Origin of the sequence: Nitrosomonas sp., from assembly GCF_019752095.1 — a bacterium.
Lineage (GTDB): Bacteria > Pseudomonadota > Gammaproteobacteria > Burkholderiales > Nitrosomonadaceae > Nitrosomonas.
Genome location: NZ_JAIEMO010000046.1, coordinates 1 through 17,727, shown reverse-complemented (window position 1 = coordinate 17,727; position 17,727 = coordinate 1). Strand labels below are relative to the sequence as shown.

Sequence of the window (17,727 nt, the reverse complement as noted above, 5' to 3'; positions counted from 1 at the left end):
ATTGCTGATTTTGATGCGATATAAACCAGTCATCGGTGCCTGGATTGTCTTTGCAATCAATGCGCGCATCACACCGGCATGCGCAACGATCAGAATATGGCAACCGAAATAACGTTCGATAGCGACTTCATAGGCTGAATAAACCCGTTGAATAAAATCGTCGAGAGGCTCGGCTCCTTGCGGTCGAGCATCCACCGGATTCTTCAAGAAAGCTTGATATTCAGACGCTCGCCCAATTTTAACCTCATCATGACTCAATCCTTCCCATTCGCCAAATCCCACTTCCTTGAAGCGCGGCTCAACTGAGACATTAATGTCATAACGTTCCCCTAAAGCATAGGCAAAGGCCTGACAGCGTTGCAGCGGAGAAGTAATAATTTGCTGCCACTGATTATACTTACCAACAGCACGCCACATTTGCAACCATCCTTCCTCGCTCAACGGATCATCCACGCCATGACCGCGATAACGACGCCCGCCGATAGGCTCACCGTGGCGGATCAAATCGATTAGAGTTTCAGTCATAAAGAATGCTGGGAGGAAAAATCAGATGCAGTAGTTTAGCTGATTTATTCTGCAGGAAAAGTGAAATTGGACAATAAATCCGATCGCTTTGAATTTGCCACAATGATTAAGATAACTTCAAGGCAGTCGATGCCAAGCAGGATCAAGAGAGAAAGTGCAACTTGTTAAGAATAAATAGTATCTTCAGTCAATTGTTAATACTAGCAGCAAGATAAATGATTCCTCGCCGACTTGTAGTTTTCTAATTTTCCAACCGCGCATCTAATAATTTCCCACCTTAATATTCGCCCCACCAGTTTTCTTAACTACTTCCAGCGCAATATCGACATATTCGGTAAATTCCAGCGCATCCTCTTCCGCAATCGGTGTTGTCAGAACAAAATCAGCATGTTTGCGCGCTTCATACTTTCTACCTATTTCATACAATAATTCAGCATAAAAGGCGCGCGTAATGATGTCCTGAGGAAACAGCCCGTACGCCCGCTTGAGATGTGCGAGCGCTTTCTGGTTACTGCCAAAGCTGATTGGAAACCGTGGCAGTTTGTGATACATACGGCCTAGTGCCCGATGAGCGCCGGCATTCTCGTATCTTTCATCAAGTTCGACTACTTTCAAAAGCAAATCTTCCATCGGCCGAAGCATCCTCAGTGCATTGAGCATACCGCTATCTTCAGCGATTTTCCCCATCGCAGCAGCCTTCCAGAACAACCCTCGCACATCATTGGCATTCAGTGCCAATGCCTGATCAGCCATGGCAATACTGCGTTCAAACAAATGGACACGGTGATGTTTATCGAGTTCGAGCTGAGCACGCATAAATTTTAAACGAGCAAGCTCTGCCAGAGCCGCCGATTCCCGGGAATTTCTCGTCAAATCACGAAACCAGTCTATGGTCTCCAACAACAACGGCGTATCAATGGCATACTTCCACGCTGCCAGTTCAATTTTCTGCTGATTTTCCAAAGTTAACACGGTGGAAGCACTGCGATGCGCCAGCACCGATGATGTCAAACAAATGAGCGCAACCACTCCGCATATAAAAAGGATTAACTTTTTTTTCAATTGCTTTAAGTTTGATTTTATGAAGTTACTCATGTTAAACCCTTTTTATAAACGGTTTTTTTGATCGACCTGATGAAAGTAAAAATATCCGTTGTTTCAGGACGCTTACTAAATATAAGCATAGCTCTATTCAGAGCAAACTCAAATCATAAATAACTAGGGAATTTATGCTTTTTTAAACAATCTGCTATTGCAAAACCTGAGGCGAAACTAAAAATGAATATAGCTAACATCTCACCCTACGAATCGCAGTTAACCAGTGAGACAGCTAATCAATACCCATGATTCCAACAATCTGCGCCAAGTTTAACTATCTCATTCACCGGATGAATTTTCCACAAAACAAGTTGCATATTTTTTGGATCCCTAGTTAGGTTGCAATTTATCGCAACAAAATGACATTTTGTACCAATTGGTCTCGCATTGCAGCGAATAAACTTACACTTCGTTCCGTTCTGCTACGCTTTCTAGGATAATATACAAATTTAGATCGCGACCTATCTTTCAAGTCTTCATTTTCCAGCGCTGCAAGGCGGGCATGTAAACAATGCAACATCAACACTCATTACCTAAACCCGGCACCGTATCCCGATATGCTGATTTTGACGGTTCCAGCGATGCATTATTCCTTGCGCAATTAGCGCAACAGGCCAAACCCGTCACGGTCATTACCGCCAATGCGCTTGATGCGCAAAGATTACTGGAAGAAATTCCGTTCTTTGCTCCCGAATTAAGAACGCATTTACTACCCGATTGGGAAACACTGCCTTACGATGTTTTCTCGCCCCATCATGATCTTGTCTCAGAGCGGTTGGCAACCTTGTATCAAGTGATGAACAGCGCATGCGATGTGCTGATTGCGCCACTGACCACCGCGCTCTACCGCATGCTGCCGCGCGAATATCTGGCGGCGCATACTTTTTTCCTCAAGCAAGGTGAAACGCTGGATATGGCGGGGTTACGCAGTCAATTAACATTGGCGGGATATTCGCATGTCACGCAGGTTTTTTCACCAGGTGAATACAGCGTGCGCGGTGGTTTGATTGATTTGTTCCCGATGGGCAGCCCGTTGCCCTACCGCATCGACCTGATAGACAACGAAATTGACACCATCCGCACATTCGATGTTGATACGCAACGCAGCATCTATCCAGTCAAGGAAATTCGCCTGCTGCCAGCACGCGAATTTCCACTGGATGAAGCCGGACGCACCTGCTTCCGTGGTAATTTTCGCGAGAAATTCGAGGGCGATCCGTCAAAAAAGCAGATTTACAAAGACATCAGCAAAGGCTTGACACCTGCAGGCATTGAATACTATCTGCCGCTATTTTTTGAACAAACAGCAACCTTGTTTGATTATCTGCCTGAAAACACGTTGCTCTGCTTGCACCAGGATGTTCGTCCGATCATTGATGAATTTTGGCGCGATACCCAATCGCGTTATCAATTGTTGCGTGGCGATATGGATCGACCGCTGCTGCCACCACTAGAATTATTCTTATCCAGCGACAGCTTTTTCGGCAAAATAAAACTTTATGCGCGCGTTGAGATTCTCTCCAGTACACAAGAAACCAAACTCACCGCAGCTAAACCAACGTTTCCGTTACCCCCCGTCCAGGTTAATCGTCACGCAGAAAATCCACTGGAAAAACTAGTGACTTTTACCAGTCGATTCACCCAATCAGGTGGACGCATTTTACTGCTGGCGGAAAGCATGGGCCGACGCGAGCTCATTACTGAATACCTGAATCAATACGGTCTGCATCCGAAAATCTGTGAGAATTATGCACAGTTCTTGAGCAGCTCGCAGCCCTTTATGATGAGCGTCGCACCACTACACACCGGTTTTATGCACGAATCCTCGCAACTGGCTTTTATCACCGAAACCGAGCTGTATGCAACCCATGTCTATGGGCGGCGCGAACGCGAAGCACGCAAAACCACATCAACCGACAACATTCTACGCGACTTGTCGGAAATCAAACCAGGCGATCCAGTTGTACACGAACAGCATGGCATCGGTCGTTATCTCGGCTTGATCAGCATGGATGTCGGCGAAGGCGAATCCGGTGAGCTCAGTGAATTTCTTGCGCTGGAATACGACGGCGGCGACAAACTGTACGTACCGGTTTCACAGCTTTACTTGATTGGACGCTACAGCGGCGCAGCGCCCGAATCTGCACCACTACACAAATTAGGTAGCAATCAGTGGGAAAAAGCCAAGCGCAAAGCGATGCAGCAGGTACGCGACACCGCAGCAGAATTGCTAAACTTATACGCTCAGCGTGCGGCGCGTGAAGGTCATACCTTTACACTCAAACAACACGACTATGACGCATTCGCGGAAGGATTTGGTTTTGAGGAAACCGCGGATCAAGCGGCAGCGATCAAAGCGGTGATTACAGATTTAACATCCGGAAAACCTATGGATCGATTGATATGTGGCGATGTCGGATTCGGCAAAACCGAGGTAGCGCTGCGCGCAGCCTTTGTCGCTGTCGTCGACGGTAAGCAAGTCGCAATCCTGGTTCCCACCACGCTGCTGGCGGAACAACATTTCCAGAATTTCTCCGATCGCTTTGGCCTAATAGCCGATCAATGGCCAGTCAAAATCGCCGAATTATCGCGTTTTCGCTCCGCCAAGGAACAAACGCAAGCAATCGCCGGTTTGGCCAAAGGCGAAATCGACATTATCATTGGTACGCACAAACTGATTCAGAAAGATGTGCGTTTCAAGAATTTAGGCTTGGTCATCATTGACGAAGAGCACCGCTTTGGCGTGCGGCAAAAGGAGCAGCTAAAAAAATTGCGTGCCGAAGTTGACGTACTAACGTTGACTGCCACGCCGATTCCACGCACCCTAGCGATGTCGCTGGAAGGGTTACGCGATTTCTCCATCATCGCCACTGCACCGCAGCGCCGCTTAGCAATTCGCACATTTGTCAGCGGATTCTCGATGGGCATCATTCGCGAAGCGTGCTTGCGTGAACTGAAACGTGGCGGGCAAATTTATTTTCTACACAACGAGGTCAGCACCATCCAATTGATGTATGAGAAGCTTTCCGGTTTGCTGCCCGAAGCGCGCATCCATATCGCCCACGGGCAAATGCCGGAACGCGAACTGGAACATGTGATGCGCGATTTCTATCAACAGCGCTTCAATATCCTGCTGTGCACCACCATTATTGAAACCGGTATCGACATTCCGAGCGCCAATACCATCGTCATCAACAATGCGCATAAATTCGGCCTGGCGCAACTACATCAATTGCGCGGCCGTGTCGGACGTTCTCACCATCAGGCCTATGCTTACTTGCTGACGCCACCGGAAGAAGCGCTTGGCACGCAAGCCAAAAAGCGCCTGGAAGCAATTCAAGCAATGGAAGAATTAGGCTCCGGATTTTATCTGGCAATGCACGATCTGGAAATCCGTGGCGCCGGTGCGGTATTAAGCGAATCACAAAGCGGCGAAATGCAGGAAATCGGCTTCAGCCTTTACAGCACTATGCTGGATACTGCGATCCAATCCTTAAAGCAAGGCAAAGAGCCCGACATGCAGCATCCCCTAGGCGTGGCGACCGAAATCAATCTGCACGTGCCCGCACTGTTACCGGACGACTACTGTCACGACATTCACGAACGTCTGGTGCTGTACAAACGCATGGCCAACTGCGCCGACAACGAACAATTGGATGACATGCATCGCGAACTGATCGACCGCTTCGGACTGTTGCCCAGTCCGGCACGCGCATTACTCGACTGTCACCACCTACGCATCGCCGCCAAGCCACTTGGAATCACTCGTATTGATGCGAGTGCAGAAAGCATTCAAATTCAGTTCATCCCGAATCCCCCAATCAATCCGGCGGAAATTATTAAACTGATCCAAAGCAGCCGTGAATATTCGCTATCCGGCCCTGATCGATTGAAAGTTCAAGTGCAGATTGCGGATGTTAACCAACGTGTCGTGCGGATTAAGGAGTTGATACAGAAGTTAGGATAAATAGTCGAGGATAGTTTTCTTTTAAATTGCGCCTGCAAAACGCACAGTGTTGTATTGAAAAATTGAATTGACACGCGTATACAGAACAGAAGGAGATAAGACAATGATTCAAAAATAAATTAATTACTGTTGTATTATATTGCATCATTTCAGATATCTAATTGGATTCAAAGTATATGAGCAGTCATGATGTATCTCGGATTTCAGATGTCATTACTGTTGTAGGCTCAGCGTATCAACAACCGATTGCAGATCTACTAGACAAACTTCTGAAACGGCCTCCGCCCGCGGCGAACCCCGCCGGCACAAACATGCGCGAGAACGGTTATTCGGCTGCTCTCATTATTCTGCTTGTCGCAATGCTCGAGTCGTATACCTCAAGGCTTCGCTTTGTACGAAGGTCGGAATCAATCGGCGGAAATCTTAGTACACCGGAACTTCTCACTAAGTATTTTCCTGCTCTTCCCACCGAAAAAGAATTATTTGAAGTGTTTCTCGTTAGGAATGTGCTTTCACACAATCACATCTGGCATCTTGACGTTACAAATTTTGCAGACAGCGGATCTCTGACTCTTGCTACTCCTCCGGGATTAGGCTTTAACACAAATAAGCACTACGAGCACATAGTCGATACCCCTGCTCGCAGAACTGTTAACTTGAAGCTTAATGTTGATCCCACTGCGGTCGATCGATTCGATCGTGCAGAAGGTATTCGATGTCGTATGGTGCACGCTCAAGTTTATGAAAACACCACTAGCCGGGTCTATTGTCGGCTTTCGAGGCAAGTACCGCCAATTCGAAGATATTCCCCAGGAAATTACCATGATGGATTGAAATCTCGATAGGAACCCTAACAACATGCTATATTATTAATTGTTAAACTTCATATACTTATCACAACCCAGTAGGACACAATGTACTTATTATGAAAAATATTTCCATTTCGGACATTCTTCAGTTACCTGTGCAGGAACGAATTCGTCTCGTTGAACTCATTTGGGATAGTGTCGCAGCCGTACCGGAAGCTGTCGAAATATCACCGGAACTGAGAACCGAGCTAGAAGCACGATTGGCAGAATTTGAGAAAAATCCGGAAGCCGGATTCTCATGGGAACAAGTCAAATCACATCTAAATGATGGTTCATGGCATTCCGTATAAAATTTTCCGCACGAGCGTTGCGGGAAATCGGAGCAGCCCGCACGTGGTATGAAACGCAAAACCCTGGGTTAGGCGATGAATTTATTGCTGCTATCGAGTTACAGCTAAAACGCCTCGAACAAGCGCCGATGCTTTATGCAGAAGTTATCCCCAAAGTGCATCGCGCACTCCTTCCTCGTTTTCCTTATGGTTTGTTTTATGTCGTGCGCCAGGACTTGGTATATGTGTTAGCTGTTTTACACGAGGTTCGTAATCCCAATCAATGGCCGAAGGCAAGTAAAGATTAACCTGGCAACTCATTCTCCACCAATTTAACCCAATAGGCAGCGCCAACGGGTAAGGTCTCATCATTAAAATCGTAGTTTGGATTATGCAGCAAACAACTGCCTTCCGAGCTACCGTTGCCAATCCAGATATAGCAGCCTGGTTTTCGTTCCAGCATAAACGCAAAGTCCTCGGCGCCCATGCTGGGAATTGGCGCGGTATTGACGCAATGTTCGCCTGCGACCGCAGCGGCGGCGCGGATCGCGCTGGCGGTTTCATCCGGACTGTTGACGGTGACCGGGTAGCCGGGGTTTTCAGGGTTAAAGTAAATGTCGGCGTGGATCCTGAAACCTTGCGCGACGCTCTGGGCAAGATGGATGATGCTTTGTTCCAATTGCACACGCACGGAACTTTTAAAGCAACGAAACGTTCCGCGCACTACAACAGAATCTGGCAGTGCATTCCAGGTATTGCCGCCATGAATTTGCGTGACGCTGATCACAGCGGCATCGGCCGGATCGATCTGACGGCTGACGATGGTTTGTAATTGAATGATCAAATGCGCCGCAGCAACCAGCACATCGTCACCCAAATGCGGCATTGCGGCATGAGTCGCTTGCCCCTTCAGATTAATTTCAAAGCAGTCAAACGAGGCCATCATGGGTCCGGATCTAACTGCGAAATGACCAACGGGAATATCCGGAAAATTATGCATGCCGAAAATCCGTTGCGCAGGGAATTGCTCGAACAAGCCTTCGTTGATCATTTGATGGGCGCCGGCCCGGCATTCTTCCGCCGGCTGAAAAATAAAATACACTATCCCGTCAAAACGACCGTGGCTGGCAAGATAATGCGCTGCACCGAGTAACATGGCGCTATGCCCATCATGACCGCAGGCATGCATTTTCCCGTTATGGCGGGATGCATGTTCAAACCTGTTTTGCTCTTGGATAAAGAGCGCATCCATATCAGCGCGCAGTGCGATGCTGTCGCTACTGTTGCCACGGCGTAGAACTCCGACAATGCCGGTTTTAGCTAAACCCTGATGCACTTTGATACCAGCTTGCTGCAGTTGCTCGGCAATTAACCGGGCCGTTGCAGTTTCTTCAAATGCGGTTTCTGGATATTGGTGTATCTGCCTGCGCCAGCGGCGCATGTCGGCTTGTAACGCTAGAATTGCCGGATCAATGTGCATAGTTAATTTATGCCGACAGTCGCAGTTATGCGCGAAGAGTCATACCGATCATCAGTTTCACGATGAAATTGAGTAAGTCGCTTCTCTGATTGCTTATCATGTTGTTTTTCTAGCTGCAGCTTGGCGGGATTAATTTCCCATCGCTTGGAAGTGGAGATTTCCAGGAAATGTAGTATTTCTGAAATAATAAATTCAGGATTTGTTTGCAAATCTTCATAATAGATTCGACAAGGACTCAATTTAAGCTTATCAAAATAAAGTTCAAATTGTGACTGCGCAAACTGAATCTCAGAAATCACCTCTATGATTTGTTCGTTGCTGATACTCGCAAGCTCTGCTTTTCCATTGACACCACTATTCCAGTTACTTTTCCATTGCCCTGTTTGTATTGCCACCAGAAATGAAAGCGCTTGCGCGGCAATATCTCTTCGTACGATATAAATGAATTGAGGCTTGCAGATTATCTTGGAAATCACTTTTATACGGGACAAAAAATACAACTGATCCCAAGAAAGTTTGGTAGCAAACACTTCGTTTGACGTACTGTGGTTATTAGGCAAGTTACGTATAAAGTCATCAAAAGAATTTAATTTGCATACAGTGCAGTCTTCTAGAACCCGCTCTTCATTGAAAAATTCATCGGCCAATCCCATTAATCCTGTGGCATAGAGCAATTCAGCCAACCAATTGGAACCACAACGGTTTGTAAAACAGAGTATTACCTGTTTTTGTGTATTAATCTTGATTGATAAATCTCTAAAAAGAAGTTTATCAGCTTGACTAAAATACCTTAAAGTTTCGATTTCATGATGTTGAGCGATATATTCGATCGGAAATGGCCGCTCTCCTGGACGAATAAAATAATAAAGGGATTGTAAAAATGATAGCATCTTGCTTCGACTTATAGCACAGCACCATCAGCATTGCCAAGCTAGGCCGCTGATGGTCGGCTCTAAACGATCCAATTGCCAGAAAATTGACAAGTTATTGAAGAAAAGCACTTACAAAGAAATATTCGTGGAATACAAGAGTTATGGGCTATAGTCTTAATATCAGATCTGCTGGGAAAATTTAACGAAAATAGGAAGCTTTACTATGCCGCAAATATGGACTCTATTTTTGCTTATGTCATTTCTTCTTGTTAATTTAGTTAACGCCACTGAACAAACTCCACCAAAGGCAGCCTCCATTGCCAAGGAAAAAGCAGAAATGCTTGAAAAGAAGGTATCTGACAATGATAGCGAAACACCGCCCAAGCCGGCTGAAACCATTACTAAGCACCAAGCGCGAGCGGTCGACCCCAGCGGCGAAGAACCTTTGGAAGATGTAATAACCTGCTTAGCACGCAGTATCTATTGGGAAGCGAATCGCACCAATGATGCAGAGATGGAGGCCATCGCCAGTGTAGTTATGAACCGGCTGGGTCATGAAGGCTTTCCCAGCACTATCTGTGAAATCGTGAAACAAGGTCAAGAACAGGGTTCCTGCCAGTTTTCGTGGTGGTGCGATTGTCGCTTGGATGATGCACAGGAAGAAGAGTCTTATTCACGTGCGAAGGAAATTGCCCGTATAGCTCTCAACCAGCAACTCCAGGATCCGACAGATGGCGCCATGTACTTTCATAACCGAAAAGTGACTCCGGATTGGTCTAGCGAATATATTAGAACCGCCAAGATCGGCGAGCATATCTTCTATAAACCGGCCGATGGCAAGGCCAAGTAGGAGCAGTCAGTTGATTATTCAAGAACCCTGCCACACGCTGCAGCACATTTCTACTCTGAACAACGCAAGCTGATAATTCCTGCGAATTACGCACCTAATGCGCGCAATTGATTTAGCAAAATCTATATATACTTTGCAAGCACAATGCTGGCTCTCAATAAGGAATCGAGAGCCAGCACCAAGCTAAAAACATAACTAAGGAAACGAAGGCACCCTCGGTTCGGTTTGTTCGACTTCGACCTGCGGCAAATGTTGTTTAACTCGATCTTCAACTTCATTCACTCGGTCAGTAGGCACATCAACCAGAACCAGTAATTTACCAGCCTCAATCTCATCCTCAAATTCCTTGGTTTGTCGATTGCCAACACTCATGCCAACCATACCGCCAACCCATGAACCCACTCCTGCACCCACCAGCGTGGTCGCCAATAAAACACCTCCAGCGATAACCGTTGATGCTGGTGGCAATGCAACTGCAACCAGCCCAGCAAGTAAACCTGTTGCACCACCTACTGCGACCCCTTGCTCTACGGCAGGAATAAAATCAGTTTTTTGCAATAGATTAGCTTCCGGCAAATCCTCAAGTGGTGTGCCACGTTTAGCAAGCACATGGATATGCTTCTCATCAATTTTTTCCAGAAGTAAATCCTCGACAATTTTTTTGGTAGTATCTATATCTGGAACTAGAAAGTATATACGTCGCATAATTCCCTCCTCAGAGATTATAAATTTAAAAAGAAAGTGCAGAAATGCTCTTCTTTTCGGATTTAAAGAATTCCTTTCAGTTAAAACCAGTATAGTTTGTATTGCCCTCTCTTCTAGTTCTGATTTAATTGCATCAGGCTTTATTTAACTATACATTTTTAATATATGTGCATATTGATTTTTTCCAAGCTTATTACTAACAATGAGCCGATAAATTCTTACAAATAGCCAATTTAAGTATAGAATAAAGCCATCAACCATCATTTGGAAATTGATATAAAGTGTGCTGCAACAACATCTTTTTAACAATTTTCCAGCAATAAGCGTTGTTGCTTATTCATTAATGTTGATTAGGGTGCTAATGTTTAATTTTTGGAGGTTATATGAAAAGAGTATTCTTATTTCTGGCATTGATGCTAAGTTCCTATAGTTATGCCCAAAGTGGACATGATCATCAAGGAAATATGCAAAAGGGAGGAGGCCATCATGATGAAATGCACGGTGATGGTCATCACGGAATGGGCGGAATGATGCATGGCGGCCATCACAAACTTGATAAAACCATACTAAAACACTTTTTCGAACCGCTACCCGCATCAATTATCGACGAAAAAAAGAATGCCACATTAATTGCGCTGGGCAAGAAGCTTTATTTAGACCCACGGCTCTCAGCAAATGACACGATCTCCTGCAATTCCTGCCATCAGCTGGATAACTTTGGTGTTGATAGTCAACCCACATCGCCAGGTCATGAGGGAAAACGCGGCGGTAGAAATTCTCCAACCACGTTTAACGCCGCACTTCATATTGCCCAATTCTGGGATGGACGTGCTAAAGACGTTGAAGAACAAGCGCTCGGTCCAATTCTGAACCCGATCGAAATGGGCATGCCAAAAGATGTTGATGTGGTCGACAAATTGAAAAAAATTGACGAATACAAGACTATGTTTGCAGAAGCCTTTAAAGACGAAAAAGATCCGATTCTGTATGTAAATATCGGCAAGGCAATTGGCGCATTCGAGCGCACGCTTTTAACACCATCACGCTTTGATGATTTCCTCAAAGGTGATGAAAATGCATTAAACGACACTGAGAAAAGAGGTTTGCAGAAATTCATCACTATGGGATGTGCAAATTGTCATAACGGTGTAGCAATTGGTGGAAACTCATATAAGAAAATCGGTCTTGTCGTACCCTATGAAACTAAAGATTTAGGAAGATTTGAAATAACCGGACTTGAAACCGATAAAAAGGTATTTAAAGTACCCAGCCTACGGAATATTGCCAAGACCGGTCCTTATTTTCACGATGGTTCAGTTGCAACGCTGGAAGAAGCAATCGAAGAAATGGCAGAACATCAACTTGGACAAAAGGTTGGACCAGGATTTGTTGGTGACGTCAAAGCTTTCTTGGAATCCTTAACCGGTAAAGACAAAAAATAAGCTTGAATAGTTAATGCCCCAGATAAAATGAGAGTTAAAGAATCACTAATTTAATCCACTTGATTATTCGATTGGCGCAAATAGATAAACTAAAAGGGAGCCACGGCTCCCTTTCTTTTAGAAACGGAACTGCATACCAATTATCTATTAAGTTCAATATTTTTTCTGTAACGTGCCATAAAACCCAATAAGCCTAAGCCAATCAGGATCATTGCATAAATTTCCGGTTCAGGCACAACACTGGTAAATGAAATCATATCCAATGAACCGCCATAGCTATCACTCCTTCCAATGGCACTGAATTTAAGCAAGCCATTGCCATCAAAATTGAATATTGTTGAATAATTTTGCCAGTTATGATGACTGCTCCCGCTAACACCACTTAATACCGTTACAGGAGTTGAACCATCCAGCGTGAATGACAAATCATTGGTATTGCCAGTACCGGGACGAGCTGAATACCAAAAACTGAGCTGGTATAGTCCAGGCGTTCCAATCAACACCTGCGATATCGAACTATTGGAATAAGTATCCAGCTCGATGAAATTCAAACCTTCAAAAGCAGTTCCAGCAACGTTATTGCGCAACTCGACGTTAGGAGCCCCGTTCCATCCGGTCAAGTTTTTATAGATATTCCATGTTCCATTGGGCTGAAAATCCGTTTCGAAGCTACCATTTGTCACAAGTTCTACAGCTGCTGAAGCGAGCATCGGGGTTACGAGAAAGGCACCTATTACGTACTTATAAAATCTTTTCATTACAATCACCTGTCAAAGAAGAAAAATATAACCTGCTTCTTAACAACGAGTAGTTGTGCAAAAGCTTTAGCTCCCCAAAAAAAGATGATTGTATATAACTGAATACTCTAACTAGGGCTTAACAATTCATCGAAATTTCCAACCTACATACTGACACTCAGAACAAATACTATTGGTTATAGCATTAATATTAATGGACTTATCAACCAAGTGCAGCACATGACATAATTCTAATTTGAATAATGATGTAACTTCGATTATGCTATCTACGGAAACAACAAATCAGAAAAATATAGGGGATTAAATGATTAAATTTTCACCATTGGCGATTGCATTTGCGGCATTAACACTAACAGCATGTGAAGGTAAAAAAAGTCTTGACGGTTATCCTATGGATAAACCACCTCCATCCGCGTATGCTCCTAGAGATTCTGAGCCTACTTTCGATGCAGCAGACACTCAAAAAACGAATAAAGAAGAATCAAGTAAAGACCAAGAGTAATGTAATGGACGAATCACTACCTCAACGGTATCAAAGCACCGAAAGTAGTGATTGCATACACAGACAGGCCCACTTAGCTAAGCATCAGTGAAGAGTTCCCGGCATGCGATAAGCATGATTGGAAAGAAAGCCAAGTGTAGTTCACATCATGTGAACAGAGAAAATTGCTCGGATTTAGACAACCAGGTAACATCTTGAATTATTTATGCACCAGAATTTGTGCATAACATCGAGTCGAAAGAATTGAAAATTTGCGGTTCTGAAAGAGTGTTAGGAAATTCCTGTACGCTGCTCGGCTAAATGAAATAAATAACAAAAACTAAGTATGAGTTCGACAAATAATCGAAGCATTGTTGCGTGATACACGCCTGCTCTAATAGTTATTTTTTCTAAAAAATCTTAGAAACTAACATAGCTTAATTAGATTGTTAGCTCAAAACTTACTTGAATGATTTACTAAATCCGTTATATACTGCAGGACTTACTTTAAGAAATTTTTATAAGGAAAATCAAACAATGAAATATACTCTTCTTATAGCTGCATCTTTATTGATTTTAACATTGGCTGCATGTGGTGGCAGACCTAGTCAAGCATTACCTGAACAAGAAAAAGAAAACTATGAGAAACTCATGCGTGGAGAGGCGATTGAATGTCCACATGGCCTTGATGGAAATGGCAATTGCTTAAAAGAAGGGGCTGATGCTCGTCCTTATGGTGGTACTAGCAAACCTGGACATTAAAATTTTGCACACAAAATAAAATAAGAATAAGAAAATATCTCAATTTCTTATAGAACAGAAGATAGAGGAACCGCCCTTAGTGGCGGTTTTTTTATTCTATGAAGTAATCAATAAGCGCCTATTACTGCTATCGCGAATAATTGCATTTTGTACCTGAAATTCACAGGTCAAGTAGGACTTGGCTGCAGGGCATACTCAAAAGAATTGTACCCGCTCGTTTAAAGATAGCAAAGAAATCAAGCTTAAAATGATTCGGCACATCTACCACACCAACATCAAGTGTGGATAACGACGCCGACCGACTAGAACTTCCTTCACGCTTGAGCATTCTGGCACCTGCAGAGGGATGACTCGTCTATCCGGCGCATCAGCTCAAGCTCTTCCGCTGATGACAGAGCCGGTCGGTAGTACGAATTGAGCGTGCCACATCCAATAGCTGGCATACTTGTGCACTAACGACAGTCTGTGGGTTCGGTCTATCATCGCTTTGCGCCCAGCAATCCCACCTTGATGAGCGCGCCTTCTAGAAAATCATTCTCCAGCGTGAATTGCCCAATTTTTGCGTGGAGTATCTTGAGATCAGGCTCGGCGGCCTTTGTTCTTGAATTACTTCCGAATACATCGATTGCAGATTCCAGTAACTGCTGCTTTGGTCATCCTCTCGCAAAATAACTGAAATCGAAAGTAGAATTTTCTTGTAATGAATAAACAGGAGGTTCTGCAATGAAAAAATCGAGATTCAGTGATAGCCAGATCAAGGCGATTCTCAATCAGGCGAACCTGCGCCTGACCGGCGAACAGGCAGCTAAGCAAAGAAAGATCCGTATCCGTTTGGCCTGTAAGACCTATGGTATCAGTGAAAACTGCTACCGCTATCGAGCTAGGCTCAGCGATGATAATCGTATCATCGCTGATTTGCGCCGCGGCTGACACACAATCGGAGAAACTGGGGCTTTGGTTTATGCTTCCTGTATCTGCGCAATGTAAAAGGATATCCCTGGAACCACAAACGTGTTTATCGTATTTGTCGGGAACTGGAACTGAATATGCGGATTAAACCGAAAAAGCGGCTCAAACGTGACAAGCCAGAAGCACTGGTGGTACCGTTAACGATCAATGAAACTTGGTCAATGGATTTTATGCATAACCAACTGGAGGATGGCCGCAGTTTTCGGCTGCTGAATATACTGGACGACTGTAACCGTGAAGGATTAGGAATCGAAGTGGATTTCTCCTTACCCTCGGAGCGTGTTATACGCACGCTGGACCGCTTGATCGAATGGCGTGGCACCCCACAATCGGCTTCGCTGTGGCAACGGTCCTGGATACATCAGTGGCGCAGTAATTGCCTGAATGGAAAAGAAAGGTATACAGCTAGAATTCATTCAACCCGGCAATCCCCAGCAAAATGCTCACATTGAGCGTTACATCAAAAGAATAAAACGCCTAATGCTCATTCAACGACCCATCTACAGATGATTCAACATGCTGAAAATGCTGTTTAGCATAAGCAAATAAGCTAAATCTATTTTTAATTCCCAGCTTGCTAAAAATAGAAGTTAGATGGTTACGCAAAGTATGTTCGCTCATGCATAATTTTGCAGCAATTTGCTTGTTTTGCTCTCCACCGGTTCCGTCTGAAAATGCCCTCAGAATCGTACATTCTTTGCGAGTCAGCATCGTAATCTTATCGGTGCCAGTAGTATTATAGGGAGAAAATTTACCTCGTGTGCGTGAGTTGTGAAGCAAAATCCGGCCCGTCGTTATTCGATCAAGCCATAATTCACCATCATGAATCTTTTCTATTGCTCTGAGCATCGTTTGCATCGATTCTTTTCTATGCACAATACCTCGCGCACCGTTTAATACTGCACGATCTATTACCTCTTTATCATGTGTATCGGTGAAAATTACCACTCGTGTATTCCCATTACTAGAAAAATCCGGAATATAATTTACACAATCAATATCATTCAAAAATGTATTTAATATAAGAATATCAGGTCTTTTTTCAATGACAAGTCGCTTGGCATCAGAAATATTTGATGCTGTACCAATAACTTCCATTCTTGGTTGCTTACTATTTATTAATTTCTCCAATCCCCATAGCACTATTTGTTGATCATCAACCAACAGCACTTTGATAGACTGTACTGCAAACTGATTAAACATACTATTAGCAGCATCAATTCCAAAATACCGACAAAAACAAGACTCAAAATCAGCCAATCTATTCTCTGTACTATATTTATTGATATTACAACCCATCGCGGAAGCAACCATCGTTGCACGTTGCACAATCGAATTACTAGCATAGGCCGTAAAATATATGCAAAGATTCAAATTGTCCGATTGCAAAATTAAATGCTGTCGCAAATCTATTCCATCACAACTCGCTAATTCCATGTCTGTTAGAATAAGATCCGGTTTATCTTTACTGATTCTAACTAAAACTTCTTGACTCGAAGTACAAATACCGATGATATTGTATCCCCATTCTTCAACTATATTCTTTAAAGTCTTACCAGAAACATATTTGTCAACAACTATCAGTACGTTGGGATCATTCATACGTTTATGTGAAATCCTTGCTAGCGCTTGCTCTGCTTTGTTGGCCATTTTCTCTACCTTTAAACAGGTTTATTCTGACTTATCTCTCTTTAGTATGTTTCAAGAACCATTTACTTCATATACTTAAAACATTAATATTAAATATCTTTTACTTAAGATTATGATTTAATTAACCGCAAACCAATAAAATACTATACTTTAATATGTTATCAATCAGAAATAATCATTAGCAATTTCTTCTCTCATATTGACTCAATATTTCATTATCTAATAAAGTAGAAACATATGCGGATTATCTTGTAATAACTTTAAATATTTTTTAATATCATTAGTGAAATTTGCCACATACAAATAAAAAATTTTGTCCCTTTAAAATACAAAATAATCTCGAGATTATTCAGTTTCAATCATTAGAATTTATACCAATTTAAATTGATTATGCATCCGATTAAGTGAATACCTTTGTAAACACCTAATTCAGGAAATTTTTATTTTATGAATCCAGAAGTTAATACAGTGTGCTGCAAATCACAAAGTGCACTTTTACAAAAGTCTCGTAGAATATTATTCATTACCTTACTCCAGGGGCACATTAACAAATCACCCAGCGGTATATTCTCATTTTAGGTTAGTTAAATCACAAAATTGCCGACTAATTCTATTTAGCCTACAGATTGCACTTCATATTAACAAAATCTATATGATTGCAATGTGACAAAACCCACACAACAGATCTCACATTCACCCACTCATGTAATTTTGAGAAAATAAAGATTGTTGTCACACATTCATTCGGATGCTTATCTATCCCTGATAAAATTTTTTAATATCGCCGTGTCAGCCCAGCGAGTTGCTGCTTCTATTCTTATCTATATTTCCATTCAAAACTGGCGAATTCAAGTATTAAACTTGTTTAATCTGTTCATCAGTCACCTGATTAAAGTCAGTTTCTTTTGGAAAATATTGTCTAATCAACCCATTCGGGTTTTCATTCGTACCATGCTCCCACGAAGCATAGGGATGTGCAAAATAAATCGCTGTATTTAGCTCTTTGGCAATTCTGGCATGCTCAGCAAAT

General features: G+C 43.3%; 15 protein-coding genes and 3 pseudogenes. 9 read left to right on the top strand and 9 right to left on the bottom strand.

The features are described from left to right. Positions 1-525 (bottom strand): histidine phosphatase family protein (locus tag K2Q13_RS13055; protein ID WP_292921687.1); only part of this gene is annotated, 525 nt, incomplete at its 3' end. Positions 526-786: 261 nt separating this feature from the next. Then, positions 787-1,620, bottom strand: a complete 834-nt coding sequence (locus tag K2Q13_RS13050) for a TRAP transporter TatT component family protein (RefSeq protein WP_292921685.1) — start codon at positions 1,618-1,620, stop codon at positions 787-789. 514 nt (positions 1,621-2,134) lie between these two features. On the opposite strand from K2Q13_RS13050, the gene mfd reads away from it, so the two are divergent. The 4 genes from mfd (at position 2,135) to K2Q13_RS13030 (ending at position 7,036) form a co-directional block, all read left to right on the top strand. Next, positions 2,135-5,590, top strand: coding sequence for a transcription-repair coupling factor (gene mfd, locus K2Q13_RS13045; protein WP_292921683.1), 3,456 nt, complete (start codon positions 2,135-2,137; stop codon positions 5,588-5,590). A 176-nt stretch (positions 5,591-5,766) separates the two neighbouring features. Continuing rightward, positions 5,767-6,435 (top strand): hypothetical protein, encoded by a 669-nt coding sequence (locus tag K2Q13_RS13040; protein WP_292921681.1) that lies wholly within the window; start codon positions 5,767-5,769, stop codon positions 6,433-6,435. 80 nt (positions 6,436-6,515) lie between these two features. Then, positions 6,516-6,749 carry an addiction module protein gene (locus K2Q13_RS13035; RefSeq protein WP_292921679.1) on the top strand — a complete coding sequence of 78 codons (234 nt, stop codon included), beginning with the start codon at positions 6,516-6,518 and terminating at the stop codon, positions 6,747-6,749. Further along, positions 6,734-7,036: a type II toxin-antitoxin system RelE/ParE family toxin gene (locus K2Q13_RS13030; protein WP_292921678.1), complete on the top strand. Its 303-nt coding sequence runs from the start codon at positions 6,734-6,736 to the stop codon at positions 7,034-7,036. The genes K2Q13_RS13035 and K2Q13_RS13030 overlap by 16 nt, the downstream gene beginning before the upstream one ends. On the opposite strand, the gene K2Q13_RS13025 is transcribed toward K2Q13_RS13030, so the two are convergent. Then, positions 7,033-8,208, bottom strand: a complete 1,176-nt coding sequence (locus K2Q13_RS13025) for a M20 aminoacylase family protein (protein ID WP_292921677.1) — start codon at positions 8,206-8,208, stop codon at positions 7,033-7,035. The genes K2Q13_RS13030 and K2Q13_RS13025 overlap by 4 nt on opposite strands. 2 nt (positions 8,209-8,210) lie before the next feature. After that, on the bottom strand, positions 8,211-9,098 hold the full coding sequence (locus K2Q13_RS13020) for a Stf0 family sulfotransferase (protein ID WP_292921675.1): 888 nt from the start codon (positions 9,096-9,098) through the stop codon (positions 8,211-8,213). A gap of 205 nt (positions 9,099-9,303) precedes the next feature. Between K2Q13_RS13020 and K2Q13_RS13015 the strand changes: the two genes are divergently transcribed. Beyond that, on the top strand, positions 9,304-9,930 hold the full coding sequence (locus tag K2Q13_RS13015) for a cell wall hydrolase (RefSeq protein ID WP_292921673.1): 627 nt from the start codon (positions 9,304-9,306) through the stop codon (positions 9,928-9,930). Positions 9,931-10,125: 195 nt separating this feature from the next. Here the strand turns inward: K2Q13_RS13015 and K2Q13_RS13010 are convergent, their stop codons facing one another. Next, positions 10,126-10,635, bottom strand: coding sequence for a DUF1269 domain-containing protein (locus tag K2Q13_RS13010; RefSeq protein WP_292921671.1), 510 nt, complete (start codon positions 10,633-10,635; stop codon positions 10,126-10,128). Positions 10,636-11,018: 383 nt separating this feature from the next. Here K2Q13_RS13010 and K2Q13_RS13005 point away from each other — a divergent pair, with 383 nt between their 5' ends. Further along, positions 11,019-12,077: a cytochrome-c peroxidase gene (locus tag K2Q13_RS13005; RefSeq protein ID WP_292921669.1), complete on the top strand. Its 1,059-nt coding sequence runs from the start codon at positions 11,019-11,021 to the stop codon at positions 12,075-12,077. A 140-nt stretch (positions 12,078-12,217) separates the two neighbouring features. Here K2Q13_RS13005 and K2Q13_RS13000 read toward each other — a convergent pair whose 3' ends face one another. After that, on the bottom strand, positions 12,218-12,835 hold the full coding sequence (locus K2Q13_RS13000; RefSeq protein ID WP_292921667.1) for a PEP-CTERM sorting domain-containing protein: 618 nt from the start codon (positions 12,833-12,835) through the stop codon (positions 12,218-12,220). A 304-nt stretch (positions 12,836-13,139) separates the two neighbouring features. Between K2Q13_RS13000 and K2Q13_RS12995 the strand changes: the two genes are divergently transcribed. Then, entirely contained in the window at positions 13,140-13,337 is a 198-nt protein-coding gene (locus K2Q13_RS12995; RefSeq protein ID WP_292921665.1) for a hypothetical protein, read from the top strand. A 444-nt stretch (positions 13,338-13,781) separates the two neighbouring features. Continuing rightward, positions 13,782-14,078: a hypothetical protein gene (locus K2Q13_RS12990; protein WP_292921663.1), complete on the top strand. Its 297-nt coding sequence runs from the start codon at positions 13,782-13,784 to the stop codon at positions 14,076-14,078. Positions 14,079-14,403: 325 nt separating this feature from the next. Here the strand turns inward: K2Q13_RS12990 and K2Q13_RS12985 are convergent. Continuing rightward, positions 14,404-14,728: pseudogene (locus K2Q13_RS12985) on the bottom strand (IS3 family transposase); the annotation flags it as partial. A 73-nt stretch (positions 14,729-14,801) separates the two neighbouring features. Here K2Q13_RS12985 and K2Q13_RS12980 point away from each other — a divergent pair. Continuing rightward, a pseudogene (locus K2Q13_RS12980) lies at positions 14,802-15,521 on the top strand (DDE-type integrase/transposase/recombinase); the annotation flags it as partial. A gap of 3 nt (positions 15,522-15,524) precedes the next feature. Here the strand turns inward: K2Q13_RS12980 and K2Q13_RS12975 are convergent. Further along, positions 15,525-16,697: a DNA-binding response regulator gene (locus tag K2Q13_RS12975; RefSeq protein WP_292921661.1), complete on the bottom strand. Its 1,173-nt coding sequence runs from the start codon at positions 16,695-16,697 to the stop codon at positions 15,525-15,527. Positions 16,698-17,564: 867 nt separating this feature from the next. After that, positions 17,565-17,727: pseudogene (locus K2Q13_RS12970) on the bottom strand (IS30 family transposase); the annotation flags it as partial.

Bases quoted from the DNA above. Each gene is read 5' to 3' on its own strand.
- K2Q13_RS13050 (WP_292921685.1), bottom strand. From the start codon at position 1,620: ATGAGTAACTTCATAAAATCAAACTTAAAGCAATTGAAAAAAAAGTTA.
- K2Q13_RS13020 (WP_292921675.1), bottom strand. From the start codon at position 9,098: ATGCTATCATTTTTACAATCCCTTTATTATTTTATTCGTCCAGGAGAG.
- K2Q13_RS12995 (WP_292921665.1), top strand. From the start codon at position 13,140: ATGATTAAATTTTCACCATTGGCGATTGCATTTGCGGCATTAACACTA.
- K2Q13_RS13000 (WP_292921667.1), bottom strand. From the start codon at position 12,835: ATGAAAAGATTTTATAAGTACGTAATAGGTGCCTTTCTCGTAACCCCG.
- K2Q13_RS13005 (WP_292921669.1), top strand. From the start codon at position 11,019: ATGAAAAGAGTATTCTTATTTCTGGCATTGATGCTAAGTTCCTATAGT.
- K2Q13_RS13035 (WP_292921679.1), top strand. From the start codon at position 6,516: ATGAAAAATATTTCCATTTCGGACATTCTTCAGTTACCTGTGCAGGAA.
- K2Q13_RS12975 (WP_292921661.1), bottom strand. From the start codon at position 16,697: ATGGCCAACAAAGCAGAGCAAGCGCTAGCAAGGATTTCACATAAACGT.
- mfd (WP_292921683.1), top strand. From the start codon at position 2,135: ATGCAACATCAACACTCATTACCTAAACCCGGCACCGTATCCCGATAT.
- K2Q13_RS13010 (WP_292921671.1), bottom strand. From the start codon at position 10,635: ATGCGACGTATATACTTTCTAGTTCCAGATATAGATACTACCAAAAAA.
- K2Q13_RS13040 (WP_292921681.1), top strand. From the start codon at position 5,767: ATGAGCAGTCATGATGTATCTCGGATTTCAGATGTCATTACTGTTGTA.
- K2Q13_RS13025 (WP_292921677.1), bottom strand. From the start codon at position 8,208: ATGCACATTGATCCGGCAATTCTAGCGTTACAAGCCGACATGCGCCGC.
- K2Q13_RS13030 (WP_292921678.1), top strand. From the start codon at position 6,734: ATGGCATTCCGTATAAAATTTTCCGCACGAGCGTTGCGGGAAATCGGA.
- K2Q13_RS13015 (WP_292921673.1), top strand. From the start codon at position 9,304: ATGCCGCAAATATGGACTCTATTTTTGCTTATGTCATTTCTTCTTGTT.